This window comes from Blautia hominis, from assembly GCA_002270465.1.
GTDB lineage: Bacteria > Bacillota > Clostridia > Lachnospirales > Lachnospiraceae > Blautia > Blautia hominis.
The window spans coordinates 784,080-808,852 of sequence record NQOF01000003.1; the positions used below are offsets into that span (position 1 = coordinate 784,080).

At 43.6% G+C, this 24,773-nt stretch carries 20 protein-coding genes and 1 tRNA gene; 16 read left to right on the top strand and 5 right to left on the bottom strand.

The window, feature by feature from the left end; genetic code table 11:
* Window positions 1-76 precede the first annotated feature (76 nt).
* The 3 genes from CI595_RS13960 (at window position 77) to efp (ending at window position 2,755) form a co-directional block, all read left to right on the top strand.
* Window positions 77-1,435, top strand: coding sequence for a citrate/2-methylcitrate synthase (locus CI595_RS13960; RefSeq protein ID WP_095174094.1), 1,359 nt, complete (start codon window positions 77-79; stop codon window positions 1,433-1,435).
* A 164-nt stretch (window positions 1,436-1,599) separates the two neighbouring features.
* Window positions 1,600-2,112 (top strand): YqeG family HAD IIIA-type phosphatase, encoded by a 513-nt coding sequence (locus CI595_RS13965; RefSeq protein WP_095174096.1) that lies wholly within the window; start codon window positions 1,600-1,602, stop codon window positions 2,110-2,112.
* Between the two features lie 85 nt (window positions 2,113-2,197).
* On the top strand, window positions 2,198-2,755 hold the full coding sequence (gene efp, locus CI595_RS13970; protein WP_065541024.1) for an elongation factor P: 558 nt from the start codon (window positions 2,198-2,200) through the stop codon (window positions 2,753-2,755).
* Window positions 2,756-2,927: 172 nt separating this feature from the next.
* Here efp and CI595_RS13975 read toward each other — a convergent pair whose 3' ends face one another.
* Both CI595_RS13975 and CI595_RS13980 read right to left on the bottom strand, forming a co-directional pair.
* Window positions 2,928-3,608 carry an ImmA/IrrE family metallo-endopeptidase gene (locus CI595_RS13975; protein ID WP_095174098.1) on the bottom strand — a complete coding sequence of 227 codons (681 nt, stop codon included), beginning with the start codon at window positions 3,606-3,608 and terminating at the stop codon, window positions 2,928-2,930.
* Between the two features lie 17 nt (window positions 3,609-3,625).
* On the bottom strand, window positions 3,626-3,946 hold the full coding sequence (locus CI595_RS13980; RefSeq protein ID WP_095174100.1) for a helix-turn-helix domain-containing protein: 321 nt from the start codon (window positions 3,944-3,946) through the stop codon (window positions 3,626-3,628).
* Window positions 3,947-4,495: 549 nt separating this feature from the next.
* Here CI595_RS13980 and CI595_RS13985 point away from each other — a divergent pair.
* The 4 genes from CI595_RS13985 to CI595_RS14000 all read left to right on the top strand — a co-directional run bounded on the left by CI595_RS13985 (window position 4,496) and on the right by CI595_RS14000 (window position 7,123).
* Window positions 4,496-4,729 carry a hypothetical protein gene (locus CI595_RS13985; RefSeq protein WP_147737724.1) on the top strand — a complete coding sequence of 78 codons (234 nt, stop codon included), beginning with the start codon at window positions 4,496-4,498 and terminating at the stop codon, window positions 4,727-4,729.
* Window positions 4,730-5,046: 317 nt separating this feature from the next.
* On the top strand, window positions 5,047-5,937 hold the full coding sequence (locus CI595_RS13990; protein ID WP_095174104.1) for a DUF5688 family protein: 891 nt from the start codon (window positions 5,047-5,049) through the stop codon (window positions 5,935-5,937).
* 125 nt (window positions 5,938-6,062) lie between these two features.
* A tRNA-Arg gene (locus CI595_RS13995) sits at window positions 6,063-6,135 on the top strand.
* 67 nt (window positions 6,136-6,202) lie between these two features.
* Window positions 6,203-7,123 (top strand): SH3 domain-containing protein, encoded by a 921-nt coding sequence (locus tag CI595_RS14000; RefSeq protein ID WP_095174106.1) that lies wholly within the window; start codon window positions 6,203-6,205, stop codon window positions 7,121-7,123.
* Between the two features lie 92 nt (window positions 7,124-7,215).
* Here CI595_RS14000 and CI595_RS14005 read toward each other — a convergent pair whose 3' ends face one another.
* On the bottom strand, window positions 7,216-8,844 hold the full coding sequence (locus CI595_RS14005) for a polysaccharide deacetylase family protein (protein WP_162291881.1): 1,629 nt from the start codon (window positions 8,842-8,844) through the stop codon (window positions 7,216-7,218).
* A 228-nt stretch (window positions 8,845-9,072) separates the two neighbouring features.
* On the opposite strand from CI595_RS14005, the gene CI595_RS14010 reads away from it, so the two are divergent.
* From CI595_RS14010 to CI595_RS14030, 5 genes are all read left to right on the top strand, one after another.
* Entirely contained in the window at window positions 9,073-9,810 is a 738-nt protein-coding gene (locus CI595_RS14010) for a pseudouridine synthase (protein ID WP_095174111.1), read from the top strand.
* Window position 9,811: 1 nt separating this feature from the next.
* The gene (ligA, locus tag CI595_RS14015; RefSeq protein WP_095174114.1) at window positions 9,812-11,767 is read left to right on the top strand and encodes an NAD-dependent DNA ligase LigA; all 1,956 of its coding nucleotides are present in this window, start codon (window positions 9,812-9,814) and stop codon (window positions 11,765-11,767) included.
* 17 nt (window positions 11,768-11,784) lie between these two features.
* Entirely contained in the window at window positions 11,785-13,344 is a 1,560-nt protein-coding gene (cls, locus tag CI595_RS14020) for a cardiolipin synthase (RefSeq protein ID WP_330397290.1), read from the top strand.
* Between the two features lie 31 nt (window positions 13,345-13,375).
* Window positions 13,376-14,296 carry a homoserine O-acetyltransferase MetA gene (gene metA, locus CI595_RS14025; protein ID WP_095174116.1) on the top strand — a complete coding sequence of 307 codons (921 nt, stop codon included), beginning with the start codon at window positions 13,376-13,378 and terminating at the stop codon, window positions 14,294-14,296.
* Window positions 14,297-14,547: 251 nt separating this feature from the next.
* Window positions 14,548-16,224: a S8 family peptidase gene (locus CI595_RS14030; protein WP_187144023.1), complete on the top strand. Its 1,677-nt coding sequence runs from the start codon at window positions 14,548-14,550 to the stop codon at window positions 16,222-16,224.
* 158 nt (window positions 16,225-16,382) lie between these two features.
* Here CI595_RS14030 and CI595_RS14035 read toward each other — a convergent pair whose 3' ends face one another.
* On the bottom strand, window positions 16,383-16,730 hold the full coding sequence (locus CI595_RS14035; protein WP_095174118.1) for a sporulation initiation factor Spo0A C-terminal domain-containing protein: 348 nt from the start codon (window positions 16,728-16,730) through the stop codon (window positions 16,383-16,385).
* A gap of 476 nt (window positions 16,731-17,206) precedes the next feature.
* Between CI595_RS14035 and CI595_RS27155 the strand changes: the two genes are divergently transcribed.
* Complete coding sequence (locus CI595_RS27155; protein WP_334293490.1) at window positions 17,207-17,290, top strand: hypothetical protein; 84 nt, start codon at window positions 17,207-17,209, stop codon at window positions 17,288-17,290.
* 584 nt (window positions 17,291-17,874) lie between these two features.
* Here CI595_RS27155 and CI595_RS14040 read toward each other — a convergent pair.
* The gene (locus CI595_RS14040) at window positions 17,875-18,192 is read right to left on the bottom strand and encodes a DUF6061 family protein (RefSeq protein WP_243135166.1); all 318 of its coding nucleotides are present in this window, start codon (window positions 18,190-18,192) and stop codon (window positions 17,875-17,877) included.
* Window positions 18,193-18,556: 364 nt separating this feature from the next.
* Between CI595_RS14040 and CI595_RS14045 the strand changes: the two genes are divergently transcribed.
* From CI595_RS14045 to CI595_RS14055, 3 genes are all read left to right on the top strand, one after another.
* Window positions 18,557-18,976: a YjdF family protein gene (locus CI595_RS14045; protein ID WP_095174120.1), complete on the top strand. Its 420-nt coding sequence runs from the start codon at window positions 18,557-18,559 to the stop codon at window positions 18,974-18,976.
* 300 nt (window positions 18,977-19,276) lie between these two features.
* Window positions 19,277-20,785: a catalase gene (locus tag CI595_RS14050; protein WP_095174123.1), complete on the top strand. Its 1,509-nt coding sequence runs from the start codon at window positions 19,277-19,279 to the stop codon at window positions 20,783-20,785.
* A gap of 310 nt (window positions 20,786-21,095) precedes the next feature.
* Complete coding sequence (locus CI595_RS14055; protein ID WP_095174125.1) at window positions 21,096-24,539, top strand: pyruvate carboxylase; 3,444 nt, start codon at window positions 21,096-21,098, stop codon at window positions 24,537-24,539.
* Window positions 24,540-24,773 lie beyond the last annotated feature (234 nt).

A 24,773-nucleotide genomic window follows, 5' to 3' on the forward strand; every position in this document is an offset into this window, starting at 1 on the left:
TGTTACCTGCCTTTTCTTATGGTAAAATATCGTTATGCTAAAGCGATGAAGATAAAAGAACAAGGGGGAATCTAAAATGGGATTTAATATGAAAGTAACACCTGAAATCGAAGCCCTTACAAAGATTTGCGAGGATCACAGCAAGATGGACGTGTCCCTCTATGCGAAGTATGATGTAAAGCGAGGCCTGCGTGATATCAATGGAAAGGGCGTTCTTGCCGGACTGACCCAGATATCCAACATAGTCTCGAACAAAGAAGAAGACGGTAAATCAGTTCCCTGTGACGGAGAGCTGTACTACAGAGGCATCAACATTGAAGAACTGACCAAAGGCTTTTTACAGGAAAAGCGTTTTGGATTTGAAGAAGCTACATACCTGCTGTTATTCGGAACGCTGCCAACACAGGAGCAGCTGGACGATTTCTGCAAGATTCTTGGAGATCAGAGATGCCTGCCGCGGAATTTTGTCCGCGATGTTATTATGAAGGCTCCCAGCAGGGACATGATGAATACCCTTTCAAGGAGTGTTCTCACCTTATATTCCTACGATACGAACCCGGAGGACATATCACTTCCCAATGTACTCCGTCAATGCATCAATCTTATCAGTATTTTTCCGATGCTGTCCGTTTACGGATATCAGGCGCACCGCCATTATAACCAGAACAAGAGTTTATATATCCATCATCCGAAAAAAGAGTTGTCCACAGCAGAGAACATTCTCTTAATGCTGCGGCCGGATAAGAAATATACGCCGTTTGAAGCTACGATTCTGGATTTGGCTCTGGTACTGCATATGGAACACGGTGGTGGTAACAACTCTACATTTACCACACATGTAGTTTCTTCCTCAGGAACAGATACTTACTCTGCCATTGCGGCAGCTCTCGGTTCCTTAAAAGGACCGAAACACGGCGGAGCCAACATAAAGGTTGTCCGTATGTTTGACGATATGAAGAAGCATGTAAAAGACTGGAAGGATGAGGGAGAAGTGTCCGATTACCTCAGAAAACTGCTCCATAAGGAAGCCTTTGATAAGAGAGGCCTGATCTATGGTATGGGGCATGCGGTATATTCCATTTCAGATCCCCGTGCGCAGATCTTTAAAAAGTTTGTAAAACAGCTTGCAGAAGAAAAAGGAAGGCAGAAAGACTATCAGCTTTATGAGATGGTAGAGCGTCTGGCTCCTCAGATCATCGGACAGGAACGCCATATCTACAAAGGTGTCAGTGCTAATGTGGACTTCTACAGCGGATTCGTTTACAGTATGCTGGAGCTTCCGCTTGAATTATATACACCGATGTTCGCCATTGCCAGAATTGTGGGATGGAGTGCACACCGTATGGAAGAGTTGATCAACACAGACAAGATTATCCGTCCGGCTTACAAAAATGTGCTGGAGACACAGCAGTATACAACTCTCACGGAAAGATAATACAAAAAGAATTGACAAACACCAGGGAAAACTGTTACCATCACGGTATACCACAGCACATTAAAATGCGGAAGCCGTGATGAAGATACGATTTTCAGGGAACGCGGCAGGGGATAGAAGCCATGCCGCGTTTTATTGTGCATACAGATAGGAGAGAATTAGAAATGTTTCGCACCTTTTTTCCGGATGAATATCTGGACTCCACATACGTCATAGATTTTGAAAAATTATATGCACAGGGGTACAGGGGCCTGATCTTTGATATTGACAATACCCTGGTGCCTCACGGGGCCCCTGCAGATGAGCGGGCAAAAGAATTGTTTATAAGACTTCAAAAAATCGGATTTCAGTGCTGCCTGCTGTCAAATAACCGGTATGAACGGGTTTCTTCCTTTAACAAGGATGTGCAGGTGCATTTTATCGAGGATGCCCATAAGCCTTCCAGGAAAAATTACAGAAGGGCCATGGAGCTCATGGGAACTGATCTGAACACCACCGCATTTATTGGGGATCAGCTTTTCACAGATGTTTACGGTGCCAAAAGAACCGGCATGCACAATATTTTAGTGAAACCAATTCATCCAAAAGAGGAAATTCAAATTGTTTTAAAACGGAAACTGGAAAAAATTGTTCTTTATTTTTACAGGAAAGACCAAAGAAAGCGAAAAAACAGTTGAAAAATCGGATGAGGTATTATACAATGGAGTACAGTGGAAAAAGAGATGCTTTTCCAATGGAAGAATTTAAGGAGGAATATTCATTATGATATCAGCAGGAGATTTTAAAAATGGTCTCACTCTGGAAGTTGATGGCAATGTAGTACAGATTATGGAATTCCAGCACGTAAAACCTGGAAAGGGTGCTGCTTTCGTTAGAACAAAATTAAAAAATGTTATCAACGGCGGAGTTGTGGAGAAGACATTCAGACCTACTGAAAAATTCCCGCAGGCACGTATTGACCGTGTGGACATGCAGTATTTATATAATGATGGTGATTTATATTACTTTATGAACAATGAGACATATGATCAGATTGCCATTGACAATCAGACAGTAGGCGATGCTCTGAAGTTTGTAAAAGAAAATGAAACGGTAAAGATTTGTTCCTATAACGGAAATGTGTTCGCGATCGAAGCACCATTATTCGTTGAACTGGATATCATTGATACAGAACCTGGATTCAAAGGCGATACAGCTCAGGGCGCTACAAAGCCGGCTACGGTTGAGACTGGCGCGGTTGTATATGTACCGTTATTCGTTGATCAGGGCGATAAGATCAAAATTGATACAAGAACAGGGGAATACCTGTCCAGAGTATAATTAAAACTGGTAAAACCAAGGCCTGGAAAGCTAAATTTCCGGGCCTTTGCTGATTTATTCGGTCTTCTGATCATAGGGGCTGCCTTCATGGCGGCCGCGTTGCCTATACGGCTATGAGTCTAAGCATTTTAGCTGCAGCCATTGTTATCTCAATGATATTATAGAAAAAATGTCAGCGGGATGTGGAGAAAAAATGATATTCTTCTCCCTGCGCCCAAACGTCATCCAGATGGTTTTCTCTAAGAAAAGACAGTTTTTGGTCGTATTGTTTCATCTGCAGCTTCCGTCTTTGCTGCTGTCTGCGGAGACGACGCAGGAAGTTTCGATGAAATTCATCCAGGGGAAACAACCAGTCATCCAGTTCTCTATCAACTTTTATGGTATCTCTCTGCTTCCAGGTATTATACGCCTGTACCGCTTTGTTGGAAGCCGCATATGACAAGCCGAAACGGAAGTGGATATCTTCTGCATTTTTACAGCCATAATGGCGGATGGCAACCCGGGGAGCCAGTATATTACTGGCAAAGCAGTCAGCGGTGTCCTCATTTTCCGGATTTTCACCTGTGTGCTGAAAGACACAGTGAGCCAGTTCGTGCATGAGGGAGAAGCGTATACGGCCTTGGACTGCTTTTTCGTTATAGGCTATAATACGGTTCCTCTGGTCACAAAATGCGTCATTAGAGGCTGAGATACAGAGGGCATAGATTTCCGTATTCAATTCTTTTAATCTTGAATATGTAATGGTTCTGAATTCATAATGCTTCAGGATGTCAACACAGGGAATGGGAAACTCCTTAATGCCGCATTCTCTGTAGACTTCCAGAATCATTTCTGCTATATAAACATAATCCAAAATAAACCGCTCCTAAATTACTCATCTATTTCGGACAAAAGCTGTATCAGGCGAAGTTTCTGTTCTTTTGACATTTTCTTTCCGTTTCTGGCTATGAGAAGTTCCACGTCATCGTAAGTTGGAGCGGGTTTCTCAGGTTCCCTGTGCACATCGTCAAAGTCATCCAGTGTAAGTCCAAGAACCCGGGCAATGGCTTTGAGGGTTTCCAGCTTTGGATCCCTTGTAACTCCGCTTAATATTTTGTCGAGTGTTCCTTTGGGAACACCGGATCTCTCGGAAAGCTCTGCAGTAGTCATTCCTAATTTCTTTTTATATTCCTCGATTTTTTCAAGACCCATTTCAGTATCCTCCTGTTAATCAGAGTTTACAGCCGTCAACGGAAAAAATCAAGAAAAAACAGTTGACTATAGTAATTAACGGTGATAATATAAAGAAATAGATAACCGTTAACGGAAAAATACAGTAGATACAAACATATGTTCGATAAAGGCATTATACCTCAAAGGTGCAGCAATGTCAATAAGAACTGATAAACCATCCAGTGAACATGATCTTAGTGTGGAATCTTTTACATGTCTGCACGGCGAGGGAAGAAAGCGGAGTGGTTTGACTGATGAAATGGGGGATATGGCATAATAGGCACTGATCACTGCCCGGACAGAGTTCAAGGGGGGATAAAAAGGAGGGCCGGGTACGCAATGACCCGGCAGTATGAAAAAGAAAAGATATATGAAAAAGGTTCTTGGCCTTTGTTAGCTATAACTATAAAGGAGAAATGTGAAGAAACTGTGGTGAAAAATTAAAAGAAGTGTGAAAGAAATGAAAAGAATTATGATAGCGCGAAGATACAGTATAAAGTTTAAAAAGGAATAGGAGAGATGACCGTTTTGGAATATTTAAAAAATATAGGTGTTGAGGAAAATAATATGGGTATTAAAGTAAATGACCTTCCTAATTACATAGAGCACCCTGTATGGGACAGTCGTACCGGACGATGGCTGATCATCAAGTCCGTAGTATATGAGCAGGAGACGGCAAAGGTATATGCCACAGACGGAAGCTGCCGGGAAGTGCCTGTCGGTATGAGAGAGACCTGGCTTTGGAGAACCGAGGGACAGTAACTGTCCCTGGTCCTTGGGGCTTATAGATACTGAAGCATAATAAAATAAAAAATAGCAAAAAATGGCTTGAAAAAGCCAATGAATTCCTGTATAATAATATTTACATTTTTACAAAGATATAGCAATCCTATATCATCTTTCCTGCACGTTCGTGCAGTATTTTCCAATTGCAGAAAACAGAATATTTTTGGACTGTCAAAGGGAAGAGTCTGTCCATTTGCAGTCCTTAAATAGAAAGGACAGTATTGCTCACTGTCTGTTACACCTACACGGCAAAAAGCCTGCAGGCAGTAAAATGAAGAAAGAGAGGTTTACAGATGGACTACAACACATTCAAACAGGAGATACTCACCAGCCTGAAAAAAGAGGCAGGGGAAAAGATGGTCACTCTCCACAGAATCGAGAAAAATAACGGAAAGATTCTGGATGCTGTCACCATCATGGAGAGCGGCACACACATTGCGCCTACCATATATCTGGCAGATTTTTATGATTTTTTCAGTCATGGCATGTCTCTGGAGGAGGTGACACTCAAGATCCTGGAGCTTAACACAGAAAGGCAGGTGGAGGAAACAGAATTTCAGAATGCCGGATTTGAGGATTACAAAAGAGCCAGGAGCCATATCTGCTACAAACTGATCAACTTGGATATGAACAGGAAGCTTTTGAAAAATGTACCCTACATTCCATACCTGGACCTGGCTATTGTGTTTTACTACAGGCTTGAGGAAGAAGTTTTAAACGGGGCGAATTTTCTGGTTCATAACTGCAATCTGGAGTCCTGGGGGATTACGCTGCAGGACATATATGAGGATGCACATAAAAATACAAGCCGCAGACTGCCCTTTACACTTCAGGGAATGGAAGCGCTGATCCGGGAGATGACAGGGGAAGAAGAACTTCTATCCTTTGGCTTTCAAAAAAGAGAGCAGATGTATATCCTTACCAATGAAGAAAAATATTTTGGCGCTGCGGCGCTGCTCTATCCTCATGTACTTTCTCACATCAGCAGGCTTCTGCACTGTAATTTCTATGTGCTGCCCAGCAGCATTCACGAATGTATTCTTGTGCCCGATTCCGGGCAGTTTTCCAAAAAAGAATTGGAGACAATGGTCAGAGAGGTCAATGAGACCCAGGTGGAGGACGAGGAAGTCCTTTCCCAAAATGTTTATTATTATGACGGTAAAAAGGGAGCATTAATCCTGTAAAAGTGGGGGATAACCGCCGAAAACTGCTGGTTTTCGGCGGTGTATGCCCAAATTTCCGTGTAAGGCTTTACAATTTCAGAAATATGTGGTAATATACTAGGGATGTCATTTCTAGGAAGGCATATGCACTCGTAGCTCAGGGGATAGAGCAGTGGTTTCCGGTACCACGTGTCGGGGGTTCGAATCCCTCCGGGTGTGTTTGGTGCTTTGGGGAAAAGCATTGGAATAAGGGAATGAAGGGTAACAGTCTTGAAGGAGGACAAGGATGTTAGACAATTTCAGAGAATGGCTTTCAGACAATCTGAGGTATATTCTTCTGGGTCTGGCTATTTTGGTCGTTCTGGTGGTTCTGTTTTTCGGTATTAGGGCCCTGACGGGCGGTTCTTCAGAGAAAGAGAAGAAGCCGGATGCACAGACAGAGCAGCAGAAAGGGTCTGACGATACCAAGAAATCGAAAGATTCTGATGCTGATGCAAAAGCACAGGACGAAAAAAAAGAGGATGAAAACTCTTTGGAGAAAAATGCATACCCTGAAGTAAATTCTTTGATTGATGCATTTTATACAGCTTGGGGTGAAAAGAATGTTGACCGTATGAAAGAACTTGCGGACAGTTTTGACGCCACAGATGAAGCAAAAGTATTAAATGCAGCTTATATTGAAAGTTACAGTAATATCAATGTATATACAAAAAAAGGCCTTGCAGAGGACAGCTATGTAGTATTTGTTTCCTATGATTTGAAGTTTACGGATGTAGCCACACCGGCGCCGGGACTTGCACAGCTTTATGTGATCAAAAAGGACGACAAGTATATTATCCATAATGACAAGAATGATACGGAAGTCAATGAATATATTGACAAGACCAATCAGGATGAGGATGTGAAAAAGCTGATCAGTGAGGTGGAGACCAATCTGAACAAAGCTATGGAATCAGATGCAGATTTGAAAGCATTTGAGGAGCAGCTGGGAAAGGAAACCAGTTTGGCTTCCATGGCGGATAATGGTGCTGAATTGACCACACAGGATGTCTGTAATATGCGTGATGAAGCAGGGACAGACGGAGAGATTCTCCAGGAACTGCAGGCAGGAACAAAAGTAACAAAGATTGATAATGCAGAAGACAATTGGATTAAAGTGGAGTATAACGGACAGACCGGATATATTTACGGAGATTTATTACAGTAAATAATAGAAAGCACCCTTTTAAAAATTCTTATTCACATGAATGAAAACTGCTGTACAGTGAAATGAATCGCTGTACAGCAGTTTTTGTGTTTCTATCTTATAGCGCCGTATGCAATGCCGCCGTCAAGCGTGATTCCTTTGGCTGCTGCCAGTTCGCTGACAGTGACCATCTGGAAACCTTTGGCTTTTAGCGCCGGTACAATCATATCTACTGCGTCGGCAGTTGGACCGTGAATATCATGCATGAGGATCACATCCCCGTCCTGAGCTGCCATCACTGCGTCGTACGTGCTCTGCGCGTCTCTGGTCTTCCAGTCCAGCGTATCTACAGACCACAGGACCATGGGAAGGCCCACGTTTGCTTTGGTAGTGGAATTGTAAGCACCGTAGGGAGGACGCACCAGGGTAGCACCACGGCCCACGATGTCTGCTATATTACTGTTAGTAGAATTTACCTCATCCTGTACACCTGAGGCGTCCAGGGAAGCCAGACTTACGTGGTCATATGTGTGGTTGGCCAGCTCACAACCCATACGGTCCATCTTTTTGACTGCGTCAGGATAATTCGGAACATTTTTTCCCAGCATGAAGAACGTTGCTTTTGCCCCATTGGCCTGCAGGGTATCTAAAATCCGTTCCGTGTATTGTCCGGGACCATCATCAAAAGTCAGGGCAACCATAGGGCCGGAACCGGCAGCGGCAGTTTTTGCCGCTGCTTTGCTGTCCCAGACACCATTGTCCTTCAGGAAATAGGCTTTGCCGTCAACTGTGATCCATCCGGTAGCCATACTGCCGTCTTTGTTCAGATAGTACCAGTCTTTTCCTATCTGCAGCCAGCCCGTCTTTGCAGTACCGTCACTCTTCAGGTAATACCATTTTCCGTTGTCTTTCACCCAGCCTTTACCTGCCAGTGTACCATCTTCGTTCAGATAGTATCGCTTGTCATCCACTGTCACCCAGCCGGTCTGAGGCTTGCCGTCCTCACCCAGGTAATACTTCTTGCCGTCTTTTTCTTCCCAGGCGTTTGTGACCATCTTTCCGTCACTGTCAAGGAAGAAGCTGGTGCCGTCAGAGGTGATCCATCCAATCATCATGGCACCGTCCTCGTCACGGAAGTAATACCAGGCATCTTCAATTTCCTTCCAGCCGGTGCTGATGGTTCCGCTGCTGTCCAGATAATAACGGTTGCCGTCACGCTCTGCCCAGCCGGAGGCCATGGAACCGTCCTCCTGCAGATAATAGCTTTTGCCGTCCACGTCTATCCATCCGGTAGACATGGTCCCGTCATCCTTCAGATAGTACCACTTTTCGTCATTTTTGACCCAGCCGGTCTTAGGAACTCCGTTTTCATCCAGAAAATACCAGGATTCTCCTTCGGGTTGTACCCATCCGGACGCAGGAGTGCCATTTTCCTTCAGGTAATACCGCTTACCCTTATCGGTAACCCATCCGGTTTTTACATACCCTTCATCATCGAAATAATAACGGGTACCGTCAACCTCACGCCAGGTGCTCTTAATGACAACACCGTCGTGATAGACGAATTTCCTGCCGGAGTCATTATAGACCCAGTGGTCTTCCTTCAGGGCTTCCTTCTTGTTGCTGTAGGTGTCCATGCTGGTCTTTACCGCAGTAAAAATATACTTGGGTACAAAAATCAGCACGGCTCCCAAAATGCAGGTTAGCAGAAGGATGCCCGCGGTTTTCTTTTTGTTTTTCATTACATTAACCCCTTTGTATTTGATATGTCCGGCTGTCATGAAACCGGGCACATTCATAAGTACACGTTCTCATTATACTATCGCAGTGGAAGGGTTGGCAAGGCGCAAACCGAAAAATTGTCGAAATAACTGCTTAAGATATCTTAAAGGCAGGAAAAGCGGACGCTTTACTTGCGGGCAGAACTTGTGATATACTCTTTATCATAAATATATAAAGGAACTGAAAGTATGCGTCTGAATAAATATTTGAGTGATGCCGGCATCTGTTCCAGGCGGGAAGCAGACCGTCTGGTTCAGGAGGGAAAAATCCTGGTGGACGGGAAGGCTGCTGTTCTCGGGATGCAGATTGAAGAGGGGCAGGAAATTCTGGTGAATGGAAAAGCGGTTCGCCGTGAAGAAAAAAAAGTGCTGCTCCTCTTTCACAAGCCAAGAGGTATCGAGTGTACAGCCAATCCAAAAATAAAAAACAACGTGATCTCTTATATAGATTACCCAATTCGGATATATTATATAGGCAGGCTGGATAAAGATTCTGAAGGCTTACTGCTCCTGACAAACCAAGGTGAACTGGTGAATAAAATGATGCGGGCCGGAAACTGCCATGAGAAAGAGTATCTGGTGACTGTAGATAAACCTGTGACAGAAGATTTTATTAAAAAAATGTCAAAAGGTGTTCCTGTTTTAGGAACTGTGACGAGAAAATGCCGGGTAGAAAAGACCGGTGAGAAAACGTTCCGCATTATCCTGACGCAGGGGCTGAACCGCCAGATCCGGCGAATGTGTGAATATCTGGGATACAGAGTAAAACGGCTGAAACGGATCCGTGTCATGAATCTGGAGCTGGGGGACCTGCCGGTTGGACAGTACCGGGAGGCTGAGAAAAAGGAACTGGAGGATTTGAAAAGTCTCATTCAGGATTCTTCGGAGACAACTGTCATAAGGAAAAATGAACGGAGGAAAAGGTAACATGGATAAGACAGCGAGGATGAAAGAGCTGATTCCTCTTTTGAATGAAGCGGCAAAGGCGTATTATCAGGAAGACAGAGAGATCATGAGCAATTTTGAATATGATAAACGCTATGATGAGCTGGTGGAACTGGAGCGGGAGACAGGGATAACCCTCACCGGAAGTCCAACGGTATCAGTGGGATACGAGGCTATGGATGAACTGCAGAAGGAAGCGCATGAAAGCCCCATGCTCTCTTTGGACAAGACTAAGGACGTGGAATCCCTGCGGGAGTTTATCGGAGCGCAGAAGGTGCTGCTGTCCTGGAAATTGGACGGGCTGACCATTGTACTCACTTATAGGGACGGCAGGCTTTTCAAAGCGGTAACCAGGGGAAATGGCGTAGTGGGAGAAGTGATCACCAACAATGCCAAAGTGTTTAAAAATATTCCGCTGCAGATTGCCCACAAAGGCGAGCTGATCCTCCGCGGTGAGGCCATTATCACGTATTCTGATTTTGAAAAGATCAATGAACAGATCGAGGATGTGGATGCCCGATACAAAAATCCGAGAAACCTATGCAGCGGCTCTGTACGTCAGTTGAACAATGAGATCACAGCGAAGAGAAATGTACAGTTTTACGCATTTTCACTGGTCCGTGCAGAGGGTGTGGATTTTGAAAATTCTACCCGAAAGCAGTTTGAATGGCTGGCCGCGCAGGGATTTGATGTGGTGGAGTACAGGATGGTGACCGCAGATACCCTGGATGATGCTATCGCATATTTTTCAGATAAGATTGTCCACAATGATTTTCCGTCGGACGGTCTGGTTGCTCTTTATGATGATATTGCTTACGGCGATTCTCTGGGCAGCACTGCAAAATTTCCGAGAAATGCCTTTGCATTTAAGTGGAAGGATGAGATCCGGGAGACTACCCTGAAAGAGATAGAGTGGAGTCCTTCAAGGACTGGCTTGATCAATCCGGTGGCAATCTTTGAGCCTGTGGAACTGGAAGGAACCACTGTGAGCAGGGCCAGTGTACACAATATCAGTATCCTGAAGGATTTGGAGTTGGGGATTGGGGACAAGATTCAGGTTTATAAGGCAAATATGATCATTCCCCAGATCGCAGAGAATTTGACAAGAAGCGGAGACCTTGAGATCCCTCACGTCTGTCCTGTCTGCGGGGAGGAAGCCAGAGTGCTGAAGACCAACGATGTGGAATCCCTGTACTGCATGAATGCGGAGTGTCAGGCAAAGAAAATAAAATCTTTTACCCTGTTTGTAAGCAGGGATGCCATGAATATTGACGGGCTTTCAGAGGCAACACTGGAAAAATTTATCCTAAAAGGATTTATAAAAGATTTTGGAGATATATTTGAAATTGAAAAATATAAAGATGAGATTGTTTCCATGGAGGGGTTTGGCCAGAAGTCATATGACAATCTGATCGCCAGTATTGAAAAAGCTTCCCACACCACACTTCCCAGATTGATATACAGCCTGGGAATCTCCAATGTAGGCATTGCCAATGCGAAAGTTATCTGTAAGGAATTTCAATATGACCTGGATAAGATCATACATGCAACACCGGAGGAAATCAGCAGCATTGAGGGCATCGGTCCGGTCATTGCAGGTACCTTTACAGAATATTTTGCAGATGAGGAGAATATAGCAAAGCTGGAGCACTTGCTGTCCCATCTGGCCTTTGAGGAGATGAGAACAGAGAGCGCACAAAGCCTGGAAGGAAAACAATTTGTTATCACGGGAAGTGTGGAACATTTTGCAAACAGGGCACAGCTCAAAGAATATATTGAAGAGAGGGGCGGTAAGGTCACGGGAAGCGTGACTTCAAAGACAGATTACCTGATCAACAATGATACCACATCCTCCTCCTCCAAGAATAAGAAGGCAAAGGATTTGGGAATCCCCATTCTGTCAGAGGAGGATTTCCTGAAGCTTGCAGGGGAAGCGTGACAGAAAGAAGGTAGGAAATGCAGTCTGAGGAGATGAAAAAGAAAGGGCTGAAAGGTGTTAAGACCATTATTTTCGGCAGAACGCTGATCGTGGTCTTTGCCTTTTTGATTCAGTTTGCACTGATCATCGCCAGTTTTATCTGGCTGAGAGATTACAGTTTTTATGTATATGTAGGATTTGTGGTCCTGGGTGTGCTTGTACTTCTGCATCTTTTCAACAGCCGGGGAAACCCTGATTTTAAGCTGGTCTGGATGATTCCGGTGACAGTAGTTCCTGTATTTGGGGCCTTGCTCTATCTTTATATCAACAGCCAGCCGGGAACCAGGATGATTTACCAGAGGCTTCAGCACCTGGGAAAATTCACAAAACAGTTTGTGACCCAGAAAGAAAAGGTGAAAAAGGATCTGGAGCGGAAGAGCCCTCAGATGGGGCATCTGGCTTCGTATTTGATGGAGTACGGTACCTGTCCGGTCTATGAACACACGCTTGTGACTTATTTTCCGCTGGGTGATGAGCAGTTCCCAGCCATGCTGAGAGAATTAGAGAAGGCGGAAACCTTTATCTTCATGGAGTATTTTATCCTGGAAGAGGGATATATGTGGAACACTGTGCTGGAGATTTTGAAAAAGAAAGTCAAAGAAGGTGTGGAAGTCAGAGTCATGTATGACGGCATGTGTGTGCTGGCACTGCTGCCTTCTTTTTATCCGAGGATACTGGAGAAAGAGGGGATACAGTGTAAGATGTTTGCACCGATCAAACCATTTTTCTCACCGCATTATAATAACAGAGATCACAGGAAGATCCTTGTGATCGACGGTAAAACGGCATTTACCGGCGGGACTAATCTGGCGGATGAGTATATTAATAAGAAGGAACGTTTCGGCCACTGGAAGGACACGGCAGTCATGCTGAAGGGCGAGGCAGTGGAACGCTTTACCTTCATGTTTCTGGAAATGTGGGGCGTGTCAGAGCGTGGGGACCTGGAGTATGAGCCATACCGGACCCCCGCCAATCTGCAGATGCCCAATGACGGATATGTCATCCCTTATGATGTGATGCCATATGGTTATGAGCGGACAGGAAAACAGGTATATCTGGATATATTGAATACGGCACAGAATTATGTACATATCATGACACCGTACCTGATCCTGGACCATGAGATGATTCTGGCTCTGACCTATGCCGCAAAACGTGGTGTGGAAGTCTGCATCATCATGCCCCATATTCCGGATAAAAAAACTGCTTTTGCCCTTGCGAAGACCTACTACAATGAGCTTTTGGAGGCCGGTGTGGAAATCTATGAATACACGCCCGGATTTGTCCACGCTAAAGTTTTTACTTCGGATGATGAGAAGGCTGTTGTGGGTACTGTGAATATGGATTACAGAAGCTTTTATCATCATTTTGAGGATGGAGTTCTCTTTTATCGGAATTCCCAGATCCCCTATGTGGAGCGGGACTTTCAGAATACGAAAAAGAAATGTGTGAAGATTTCAGTGGCAGACTATAAACGCCTGAGTCTTTTTACCAGGATCATGGGAAAAGTGCTGCGTATCTTTGCGCCCCTGATGTAAAGAAAAAATAATATAGAAAGAAGGAAGAAAAATGCCCATTAAAATACAAAGCGACTTGCCGGTTAAGGAAATACTGGAAAAAGAAAATATATTCGTCATGGATGAGGGACGTGCAGTCCATCAGGATATCCGTCCTATCCGAATCCTGATTTTAAATCTGATGCCGCTCAAGGAGGAGACAGAACTGCAGCTTCTGCGTTCTTTGTCCAATACGCCTCTGCAGGTGGATGTGTCCTTTATGATGGTTGCAACCCATGAATCAAAGAATACGGCCACCAGTCATCTAAATAAATTTTATGAGACTTTTGACCAGGTTAAGGCTCATAAGTTTGACGGAATGATCATTACAGGCGCACCGGTGGAACAGATGGAGTTCGAGGAAGTGGACTACTGGGAAGAGTTAAAAGAAATCATGGAGTGGACGAAAACCAATGTCACTTCCACGATCTATCTGTGCTGGGCTGCCCAGGCAGGACTTTACTATCATTATGGGCTGGAGAAGAAAATGATGGACCACAAGGTGTTCGGTCTTTTCAGCCATAAAGTGAAAAACCGTAAGGTGCCGCTTGTGCGTGGATTTGATGATGAATTTTTAGCTCCCCATTCCCGTCATACAGAAGTGACGGCGGAGGATATCCATGCCTGTGAGGCTCTGACTGTGCTGGCTGAATCGGAGGAAGCCGGGGTATTCCTCTGCATGGCAATGGATGGGCGCCAGATCTTTGTTATGGGGCATCCGGAATATGACCGCGTGACTTTGGACGGGGAATATAAGAGGGATAAAGGGAAAGGGATGGATATAAAGCTTCCGAAGAATTATTATCCTGAAAATGATCCGGATAATAAGCCTCTTTTGTTGTGGAGAGCTCATGCGAATAATTTGTATACGAATTGGTTGAATTACTATGTTTATCAGATTACGCCTTATGATTTGGAGGGGACGCCGTTCTAAATCTTTCTTAAGTTTTTACCGGAAACGTAAAGCCGCTGAATATTACGGATCACAGTGTTGATTTGTGATTCATAGTAGTAAGCAAATATTTTTTAGTATGGTTAGACCCTGGCACTTGCCGGGGTCTTTACTGTACTCAGAAATCATATAATATATTGGGAGCGGGAGTAATAAGGAAACAAACTTATAATTTAGCATGAAACAGCTAAAATTTTCGTATATATTGATAAGGAATCATAGAGGTTTTAAATGTGAATAAAATCGTAGATGAAAACTATATGGACTTGATTTTTGATAATTATTTGCTGAAAACTTATAGTACAGATAATAGTATCACACAATTGAATGACAGATATTCTATAAGCCATGTACCGGTAGATAAAATGGATTATTGTGACTTGGGTAAAAAGAATCTATATTATAGCTATCCGGGATTGTTTACACTTATGTCTGAGGTGAGTCTGGAAGAAGCAGGTGTAACTGTGATTCAGAATAACCCGCACCTTGCGCTTTACGGAAATAATATTTTAATCGGTATTATTGATACTGGTATTGATTATCAGCATCCGGCTTTTATGACCAGTAACGATACATCGCGTATAGTTAGAATATGGGACCAGTCAATCCAGGACGGTCCTGCGCCGAAAGGGTATTCGTATGGTACAGAATATACTAATGAGATTATTAATACGGCACTTAACAGCAGTGATCCGTTATCTGTGGTGCCTTCAAGGGATGAAAATGGTCACGGAACGGCTATAGCAAGTATTGCAGCAGGAAGTTCGGACGGTATTTCTACTTTTAGAGGTGTGGTACCAAAAGCACAGCTTGTTGTAGTGAAGTTAAAAAAGCCCAAAAAGAAATTGCTCCAAATTTCGTTTGTTCCTGATAATGTGGAATGCTATCAGGAGACGGATATTATTTTGGGACTAAAATATCTACAGGAGACAGCAGAACGTTTGAAACGCCCTATGGCAGTTTGCTTCACTCTTGGAAGCAGCCAGGGAAGCCATACAGGCCTGGGAACGTTAAGTGAATACATATCCGGTCTTTCACTGCTTCCAAGGTTTAATATTGCGATTGCTGCAGGAAATGAAGGGAGCCGAAACCGGCACTATTATAGTTCAGTTGACAAAGCTCCGTACGAACACATGTTTGAATTGAAGGTGAGTGAAAAGGATAAGTTATTTGCAGTCGAAATATGGGCACAGGTACCTGCAAGGCTTACAATTGAGATCATTACTCCTGTGGGTGAGAGTACCAGGTTAAACTATCCTCAACTAGGAAGCTGCAATCAATTTAGCTTTGTTTTTGAAGACAGTCAATTATGGGTCAATAATATTGTGCTGGAAAAGGAGACAGGTGACCAGTTGATTGTAGTGAGGTTCAAAAATCCGAATAGTGGGATTTGGCGTTTTCGTCTGGTTAATTTGGAAACAGAAGCCTTTTCTTTTGACGCATGGCTTCCTTCCGGTGATTTAATATCAAAGGATACTTATTTTTTGGGGGCATCTCCCTATACAACGGTTACAATACCGGGGAATTCTGAAAATGCTTTGACGGTCACAGCGTATGATCCGCTGACAGACCGTATTTTAACCAATGCAGGCCGCGGGTATACCAGGATTAATCAGATAACACCGGATGTAGCAGCACCGGGATATCAGACATCCTGTGCTTTTCCGGATAAACGGTACGGAGCTATGACAGGGACAGGGGCGGCGGCGGCCTTTACTGCTGGTGTTATTGCTATGGTACTTGAATGGGCAGTACGTGAAGGGAATTATCCGGCGATTACAGGATATGAGATAAACAGATTGATTATCCGTGGTGCAAACAGAAACATTTCAACTAATAAATACCCAAATCCAATCTGGGGATATGGTATTCTGGATATTTATAATTTATTTTTAAAACTTAGTCTTTAGAAATATACAGAATAAAATGATCCCAAGGTTTTAAAAGATAAAGTGAAGCGGACTTTTCAGAGCTGCAGCTGTCTGTGGCTCTGAAAAGCCTTAAGTCGGGCCTTCAGTTATTACCGAGGAGTAGAGATGAGAGCGACAGAAAATTCTGATAAATCAGCCTATACAAATGGAGGATTATTTTCATTTTTATTGTTGAGCAGCCAATAAGCCATGAAATCAAGAAATTCTCCATTACTCGGAGGAACCTCTAATTCCTTTCCGGCTATCTTTTCCATAAGAGCGCGATTATTTTCCCAACACTTTTCAATTACAGTACGGATATTGCGTTCTATTCTCTTGTCCGGAATTCTGTGTCGCTGAGCAAGTACTGGATAGATATCTTTGGTTATTTTAATGCAACTACCATAATTATCTTTTGCAATTTCTATTGCTTCTGGTAAAAGATAATATCCATTATAGCGTGATGTAATGTTGAATTTCCTAATGATTTCAATTTCCATGTTCATAAAAAGTTCTCCTCCTTAGTTTAATACCTCATTATCATAAAACATTTAGGAGGGTTTGTACGAAAAATTACAAAAAATTACAATTTACGACTTAATGTTAAGATAATGTTACATATTATTGCAATATTATTAAACACTCAATTTTTATGAGTGAAATATACGATAAGGTATTATTATGTAAAATTATAATGTATTATATATAAAGTTGTCAATAGAAAAATATTTAAGTTTTCGGGGTACGTAGTCCATCAAAAGGATGAGCCTTACTCAACAACCAAACTGCACCAAAGATTGATTGTTACCCATTCTCCCCAATATGCAGCATATTGATCAGATAAGGTGTTTATATCTTTAACCTTTCCATAAGTAGATTCCGCATAATTTTCAGATATATCTGTTGTGATATCTTCTGTTTCAGTTGAACAGCTTCCCATCTCCATTCATTAATTATATGGTCATTTTATACTTAACATCTCTTGCTCTTTTGGTTGGTTTTACAAGGAGTATATCTTAAAATCCGGTGTTATCTGAAAGGTTGGTTGGAAGCAAGGGGATATTAATATTTATTCCAAAGCTATGTACGAAATCATTATAGAGCGAGTTCCCATATCCAAATGATATTGTAGTTTCATATCATAAATTCAAGTATGGTTTTTACATGTATTTTACAGTATTATGATAGCGTTTTTTACAGCAATGCCGTATTCTATAAAAAAGAAAAATCAACTTAATGGAAAGGGAAAACTTAATGAAATCAAAGAAATGCAGAAGTATACTAAATGGACTTGCATTTGTAGCAATTGAGATAGTTTTTTTATCATATATCCCCTTTTTAAGTTCGATTCGTAGGGAAATGATTACTGTAGCAACATTTCTTATAATTAGTGATCTTATTTTTGGATTTATTTTTTTACGGTGTCCGTACTGCAAAAAATTATTAAATTTTCGATGGTCGTCACAAAGCATTTGTCATAACTGTGGGGAGAGATTAGATGATTATAACTTGAAATAATAGGTGCGAAGTTTGCAAAGCATTGTTTCTTCAAGTAAATCTACTGTTTAAGTACTTTAGAATTTATTTCACAAAAAGGAGAGGGGGCGAAAATAAAATATAAAAATTTCAATGAATTAGTACCAAGGACTGTCAACAAAAATATGAAGGAGGGGCTGAGTTATCCAAGATAGCCTCCTCCATCATATTTCTAAAACTCCCACTTCTTACTAAAAAAAGTGCTAACGAATCTTCCGCATCTACCCACATCTGCAAATTACCATCAAGATATAGTCTTGCATATTCTAGTGGTTCGTCTATCCCTAATGAAGTCAGCGCATACTCTGTTCCGGGTGTGGTTTTTAAATTTTTCTCAGCTTTCAAACAATCAATGCGAAGCATATATCCTGCACTGGTGTAAATATCAATGCTATTGCGATGAATATTGTATTCTGCATATATTGTTCTCATCGTATTTTATCTCCATAATCTTTTTAATCAGGTCAAAAATAGAAGAGACTGGGATACTATGGGAAATGCGAGTAAAATCCTTCCAGAAGTTGCTTGTTAAATATCAGGATTTTGAGTGACAACATGCCGTGAAAGGTGGCACAATTTATATAAATACGTTATACTATAAACGCAAAGATAAAAACACAACGTATGGCAAAGCCATACAGACCCGGCCGGTAGTCCGGGCGCAGTCAGAGCTGGTAAATGGCTCAGTCTGTAAGTAACCTTCCTCCTTAGGTCGTCCCTTCTTTGCCGGACATGTGCAGCGATACACGGAAGGTATTCCTCACAGTCCATTAAAACATTTCAAGGAGGAACGATTATGGACAGAATTTCGATAACAGTGAAGGTGTTTTTTCAGGACCCCTTTTGGATTGGCCTGTGTGAACGAGCAGACAACGGAGGCCGCTCCGTATGTAAAGTCACATTTGGGCCGGAGCCAAAGGAGTATGAGGTACAGGAATTTATCAGTCAGAACTGGTATCGTTTAAGTTTCAGTCCGGCTGTTGCCGAAGCGGAGAGAAGAACAGAGCACAGGAATCCGAAAAGGATGCTGCGTGAGGTGAAAAAGCAGATGAACCGGACAGGCATTGGCACAAAAGCCCAGCAGGCTCTGAAGCTCCAGCATGAGGAAAACAAAGAGAAACGCAAATCCTTTACCAAAGAGAAAAGGGAAGAGGAGGAGCAGAGAAAATTTGCTCTTAGGCAGCAGAAAAGAAAGGAAAAGCACAGAGGAAGATAATCTCTTGTGCATTTCAAAAAGGCTTGAAACGGGGATCCGTTTCAGGTCTTTTTGTGTATTGGGTGATACATGTATGAAATGTATGATACTTGAAAAATTTAAAAATATAATGTATATTATGACCAAACGTGATATGATGAAAGAATGACAATATGTGATAGAGTTACAGAAAAACAACTAAATATATGTTATAAATATATAAATAGCACAAAATGTTAAGGGGCATAATAAAAACATTTACCACGATACACTAGTTACCTTATTGATCACGGAGGTGTCTGAAGAAAAGGAGATTGAAGCATGGAAGAAAACAAATGGAAACTTACGAATGAGGCAGGTGCGCCTGTGGCAGAAAATGAGCATTCTCTGACAGCCGGCTCAAGAGGTCCGGTAGTTATGCAGGATGTGTGGCTGATGGAGAAACTGGCGCATTTTGACCGGGAAGTCATTCCTGAGCGAAGAATGCATGCAAAAGGCTGGGGTGCCTATGGAAAGCTGACGGTTACCCATGATATTTCCCGGTTTACAAAAGCGAAGGTTCTGCAGCCGGGAGCAGAAACAGAGCTTTTTATCCGTTTTTCTACGGTAGCCGGAGAGCGCGGAGCAGCGGACGCAGAACGTGATATCCGTGGTGTGGCTGTGAAATTTTACACGGAAGAGGGAAACTGGGATTTGGTTGGAAACAACACCCCCACGTTTTTCCTGCGTGATGTACATAATTTTCCGGATTTAAACCGGGCAGTAAAGCGGGACCCCAGGACAGGCATGCGTTCTGCGCAGAACAATTGGGATTTCTGGACACTGCTTCCGGAGACATTCCATCAGACTACCATTGTGATGTCTGACAGGGGAATCCCGGCATCCTTCAGGAATATGCATTTTTATGGTGAGCATACATATTCTTTTTATAATGAAAAAAATGAACGGTTCTGGTGTAAATTTCATTTCCATACACAGCAGGGAATCAAAAACCTGACAGATGATGAGGCAGAGAAAATATGCGGTATGGATCGGGAGAGCCATGGACGTGACCTCTTTGAGGCCATTGAGCAGGGCGATTACCCCAAGTGGACCATGTATGTACAGATCATGACAGAGGAACAAGCGAGAAACCATTATGAGAACCCCTTTGATATTACAAAAATTTGGAGGCACAGAGAATATCCCCTTATAGAAGTCGGCGAGCTGGAGCTGAACAGAAATCCGGAAAATTATTTTGCGGAGGTTGAACAGGCCGCTTTTACACCGGCCCACGTGGTGCCGGGTATTGGATTTTCACCGGATAAGTTTCTGCAGGGACGGTTGTTTGTATATGGGGATGCCCACAGATACCGCCTGGGAGTCAATTACAATGAGATTCCGGTAAATCGTGCAAAATGTCAGGTCAATGATTATCACCGGGATGGCGCCATGCGTGTGGACGGTAACTATGGAAGAGCACCGTCATATTCCCCCAACAGTGCAGGGATATGGTCCTCGCAGCCGGAAGTGATGGAGCCGCCCCTGGATTTAGAGGGAGCCATGTATGCCTATGATCCCACGGATGATCCTACAGATGACTGCTTCAGGGCGGGAGGGGATTTGTGGCGTATCATGGAGGAGGAGAAAAAGGCTCTTCTGATTGAAAACACGGCGCGCAATATTGCACCGGTGACTGAAAATATAAAATATCGTCATGCAGTACATTGTTTCTGGGCGGACGCAGAATATGGTGAATGGATCACAGAGGCCATGCATTTGGATCTTGACAAAGTAAAGGAACTTGCAAAAGGGAACCATGACAGGTTAATACAGGCAACCTTAAGGTAATGGAAACCAGCCATATGAAGCAGTTAGAAATAGAAGAGTGGAGGAAACAACAGCATAGGATAAAACAGCAGGTCATATCAGGAGGCGCAGAGGGAGATTCCCTTTGCGCTTCCTGTGTTATTGAGACTGGGGCAACTGTAATCCTCCTGTTTTGCTGCATATAAAATATGAATTTTGTTCTTGCTTTTTTATTTTAAATAGAGTATAGTGGATATAAATATTTTTGTCTTTCGGAAAAAGACAAATGACTTTTTCTGAAAGACAAAACAGAAACAAATCACATTATGGTCAAAGAAACAGGAGGAAAGGTATGGTTAATGAAAGGTGCAGCAAAAACTTTAAGAAAGTGATGGCAGCCAACAGGGGGGAAATCGCCATCCGTATTTTTAGGGCGTGCTGCGATTTGGGGCGCAGTACGGTAGCAATCTATTCTAAGGAAGACGAATACAATGTCTTTCGGACAAAGGCGGATGAATCCTATATGATAGGAGAAAATAAAAGTCCGCTGGGGGCATATCTGGATATAGGCATGATTATAGATATTGCTTTGAAACACAAGGTGGATGCCATTCATCCGGGTTATGGTTTTCTTTCAGAAAATGCAGATTTTGCCAGGGCCTGTGAGGAGAGCGGCATTACCTTTATCGGACCGCCTTCCCATGTACTGGAGAAGATGGGTGACAAACTCAGTGCAAAAGAAATCGCTAAACGATGTGGTGTTCCCACAGTTCCAGGCTCCACCATGCCGATTCAGGATGCGGATGAGGCTGTGGAACTTGCGGTGTCTTATGGATTTCCGGTGATACTGAAAGCCTCTGCAGGCGGTGGCGGAAGAGGGATGCGCCGATGTGCGGATGAGCAGGAAGTGAGGGATACCTTTCCGTTGGTACAGAGCGAAGCTTTAAAGGCTTTCGGATGTGGAGACATTTTCATTGAAAAATTCCTGGAGGAGCCAAAACATATTGAAGTGCAGATATTGGCAGACCGGTACGGGAATATTGTCCATCTCTTTGAGAGGGACTGTTCTCTGCAGCGGCGCTATCAGAAAGTAGTGGAATTTACGCCTGCATTTGCTATTTCACAGGATGTGCGGGAAAAAATCTGTGAGGATGCAGTAAAAATAGCAAAAGAAGTTGGGTATGTAAATGCCGGGACTGTTGAGTTTCTGGTTGACAGGAAGGGCGGATATTATTTTATTGAAATGAATCCCAGGATTCAGGTAGAGCATACGGTGACGGAGATGGTCACAGATATTGATATAGTTCGTGCCCAGATTCTCATTGCAGAAGGGAAGACCCTGGCAGCACCGGAAATCGGTATTGAAAAACAGGAGGATGTAAAGCGTCATGGATATGCGATCCAGTGCCGGGTAACTACGGAGGATCCGCAGAATAATTTTGCACCGGATACGGGTAAAGTGACTGCATACAGGACCGGAGGCGGTTTTGGAGTTCGGCTTGATGGCGGAAATACCTACGCGGGGGCAGAAATCTCACCTTACTATGACAGCCTTCTTGTAAAGGTGACTACCCATGACAATACCTTTGAGGGAGCCTGCAACAAATCTCTCCGGGCACTCAGCGAGACAAGGGTGCGCGGTGTGAAAACAAACATAGGATTTATTGAAAACATTTTAATGCATCCCATGTTCCGTACCGGCAGATGTCATACAAAATTTATAGATGAGACACCGGAATTGTTTTCAATCAAAAGTTCCCAGGACAGAGCTACAAAAATGCTGAAATACATAGGGAATATTGTGGTAAATGACCCCACTGCCGGGAAATACCGCTATGAACCTCCGCGTTTCCCCGGCGTGACAGGAACGAGAAGTGACGGTGTGAAACAGATATTGGATTCCCAGGGACCTGAAGCGGTAAAACGGTGGGTATTGGAGCAGAAGAAGCTGCTCATCACAGACACGACGATGCGGGATGCACACCAGTCTCTTCTTGCGACCAGAGTGAGGACCCGTGATATGGTAAAAGGCGCAGAAGGTACTGCAGAGATACTGGCAGATGCTTTTTCACTGGAAATGTGGGGCGGCGCCACTTTTGATGTGGCCTACCGTTTTTTGAAGGAATCGCCTTGGGAGCGCCTTGACCTGCTCAGGGAAAAGATACCGAATGTTCCGTTCCAGATGCTGCTCCGGGGCGCTAATGCGGTGGGATATACTAACTATCCGGATAATCTTATACGGGAGTTTGTGAAAGAGGCCGCCAGAAGTGGGATTGATGTGTTCCGCGTCTTCGACTCTCTGAACTGGATACCGGGAATGGAAATCGCGCTGGATGAGGTCCTGAATCAAAATAAGATCGCAGAGGCAACACTGTGTTACACAGGGGATGTATCTGACCCCAAGGAGGACAAATACACCTTGGGATACTACACAAAGATGGCAAAAGAACTGGAGCACCGCGGCGCCCATATTCTCTGTATCAAAGATATGTCAGGGCTTCTCAAGCCTTATGCTGCGCATAAACTGGTAAAGGCGCTGAAAGAAGAAACAGGTCTTCCCATACATCTTCACACCCATGATACCAGCGGAAACCAGATAGCAGCTTTGCTTATGGCAGCAGAAGCGGGAGTGGACATTGTGGATACGGCCGTATCCAGCATGTCCTCCCTCACCAGTCAGCCGTCCATGAATTCCCTTGTAGCTGCACTTCAGGGGCAGGAGAGGGATACCGGATTGTCTCTGGAACGTTTGCAGGAACTGACGGATTACTGGAGTGATGTGAGAGAGAGATACCGTTCATTTGAAGGGGGAATCAAATACCCGGCAACAGACATTTACCGCTATGAGATCCCCGGAGGTCAGTATACCAACTTAAAGCCGCAGGTGGAAAGTTTGGGCTTAGGCCATAGGTTTGAGGAAGTAAAAGAGATGTACCGCACAGTCAATGAGATGCTGGGAGGACTGGTGAAAGTAACTCCATCTTCAAAAATGGTAGGTGATCTGGCAATTTTTATGGTACAAAATGACCTGACACCGAAAAATATTGTGGAACGCGGAGAAAATCTGACATTCCCGGACTCAGCAGTCAGCTATTTCAAGGGAATGATGGGACAGCCGCAGTGGGGATTCCCAAAGGAACTGCAGAGAGTGGTTTTGAAGGGGGAGGAACCTATTACATGCCGCCCGGGCGAATTGCTTCCGCCTATGGATTTTGAAGCGGCAAAAGAACGGCTGAAACAATTTGTTCCGGAGCCTGACTGGAGAATGGTCATAAGCTGGTGTTTTTATCCAAAAGTAGTGGAAGACTTTTTGAAGAGCCGCAGGGAATACGGTTATATCACCCGGCTGGGCAGTCATGTGTATTTCCACGGGCTTGCCGAGGGGGAGACCAATCGGGTGGAGATCGAAGATGGAAAGACACTGGTTATCAAATATCTGGGTAAGAGTGAATTGAATCCGGACGGGACCAGAACGGTATTCTTTGAACTGAACGGCATACGGAGAGAAGTGTCTGTACAGGATAAAGGTGCAAAGGTAACTGTGGAATCCATACCCATGGCAGACCCTAATGACTTGAGTCATGTGGGTGCCTCCATACCTGGTCTTGTGAGTAAGATACTAGTAAAGCCGGGAGAAAAAGTCAAGAGGAATCAGGTCCTGGCAGTGGTAGAGGCTATGAAGATGGAGACAAATGTAATTGCCCTCATGGATGGAGAGATGGATGAAATCCTTGTAAAAGAAGGAAAAGAGATTAAAGCTGGGGAACTGCTGATGACAGTTAAGACAGTAAAATAATTGACAGGTAAAAAATAACGTAACGATTCAGTAGGTCTGCGCATTCACTGCGCTGACCGTAAGAAAGTGTACCACGGCCAAGCAAAAATCCCATCGCCAAAGGCGATTTTGCATGGATTTTTGCCTGTAACTGTGAGGGGACTGAAAAGTTACAAAATAACTATAAAGGGATAAGTGCTGGTCTGAAAGGGCGGGAAAGTGCTTATCCCTTTATATATAGAAGGAAAAGTATTA

Excerpts from the sequence above, each read along its gene's own strand:
- CI595_RS14050 (WP_095174123.1), top strand. The coding sequence starts at position 19,277 with ATGGAAGAAAACAAATGGAAACTTACGAATGAGGCAGGTGCGCCTGTG.
- CI595_RS13965 (WP_095174096.1), top strand. The coding sequence starts at position 1,600 with ATGTTTCGCACCTTTTTTCCGGATGAATATCTGGACTCCACATACGTC.
- CI595_RS14040 (WP_243135166.1), bottom strand. The coding sequence starts at position 18,192 with ATGAGAACAATATATGCAGAATACAATATTCATCGCAATAGCATTGAT.
- efp (WP_065541024.1), top strand. The coding sequence starts at position 2,198 with ATGATATCAGCAGGAGATTTTAAAAATGGTCTCACTCTGGAAGTTGAT.
- CI595_RS14045 (WP_095174120.1), top strand. The coding sequence starts at position 18,557 with ATGGACAGAATTTCGATAACAGTGAAGGTGTTTTTTCAGGACCCCTTT.
- cls (WP_330397290.1), top strand. The coding sequence starts at position 11,785 with ATGCAGTCTGAGGAGATGAAAAAGAAAGGGCTGAAAGGTGTTAAGACC.
- CI595_RS14055 (WP_095174125.1), top strand. The coding sequence starts at position 21,096 with ATGGTTAATGAAAGGTGCAGCAAAAACTTTAAGAAAGTGATGGCAGCC.
- ligA (WP_095174114.1), top strand. The coding sequence starts at position 9,812 with ATGGATAAGACAGCGAGGATGAAAGAGCTGATTCCTCTTTTGAATGAA.
- CI595_RS13980 (WP_095174100.1), bottom strand. The coding sequence starts at position 3,946 with ATGGGTCTTGAAAAAATCGAGGAATATAAAAAGAAATTAGGAATGACT.
- CI595_RS14000 (WP_095174106.1), top strand. The coding sequence starts at position 6,203 with ATGTTAGACAATTTCAGAGAATGGCTTTCAGACAATCTGAGGTATATT.
- CI595_RS13990 (WP_095174104.1), top strand. The coding sequence starts at position 5,047 with ATGGACTACAACACATTCAAACAGGAGATACTCACCAGCCTGAAAAAA.
- CI595_RS14005 (WP_162291881.1), bottom strand. The coding sequence starts at position 8,844 with ATGAAAAACAAAAAGAAAACCGCGGGCATCCTTCTGCTAACCTGCATT.
- CI595_RS14035 (WP_095174118.1), bottom strand. The coding sequence starts at position 16,730 with ATGAACATGGAAATTGAAATCATTAGGAAATTCAACATTACATCACGC.
- CI595_RS13960 (WP_095174094.1), top strand. The coding sequence starts at position 77 with ATGGGATTTAATATGAAAGTAACACCTGAAATCGAAGCCCTTACAAAG.
- CI595_RS14010 (WP_095174111.1), top strand. The coding sequence starts at position 9,073 with ATGCGTCTGAATAAATATTTGAGTGATGCCGGCATCTGTTCCAGGCGG.
- metA (WP_095174116.1), top strand. The coding sequence starts at position 13,376 with ATGCCCATTAAAATACAAAGCGACTTGCCGGTTAAGGAAATACTGGAA.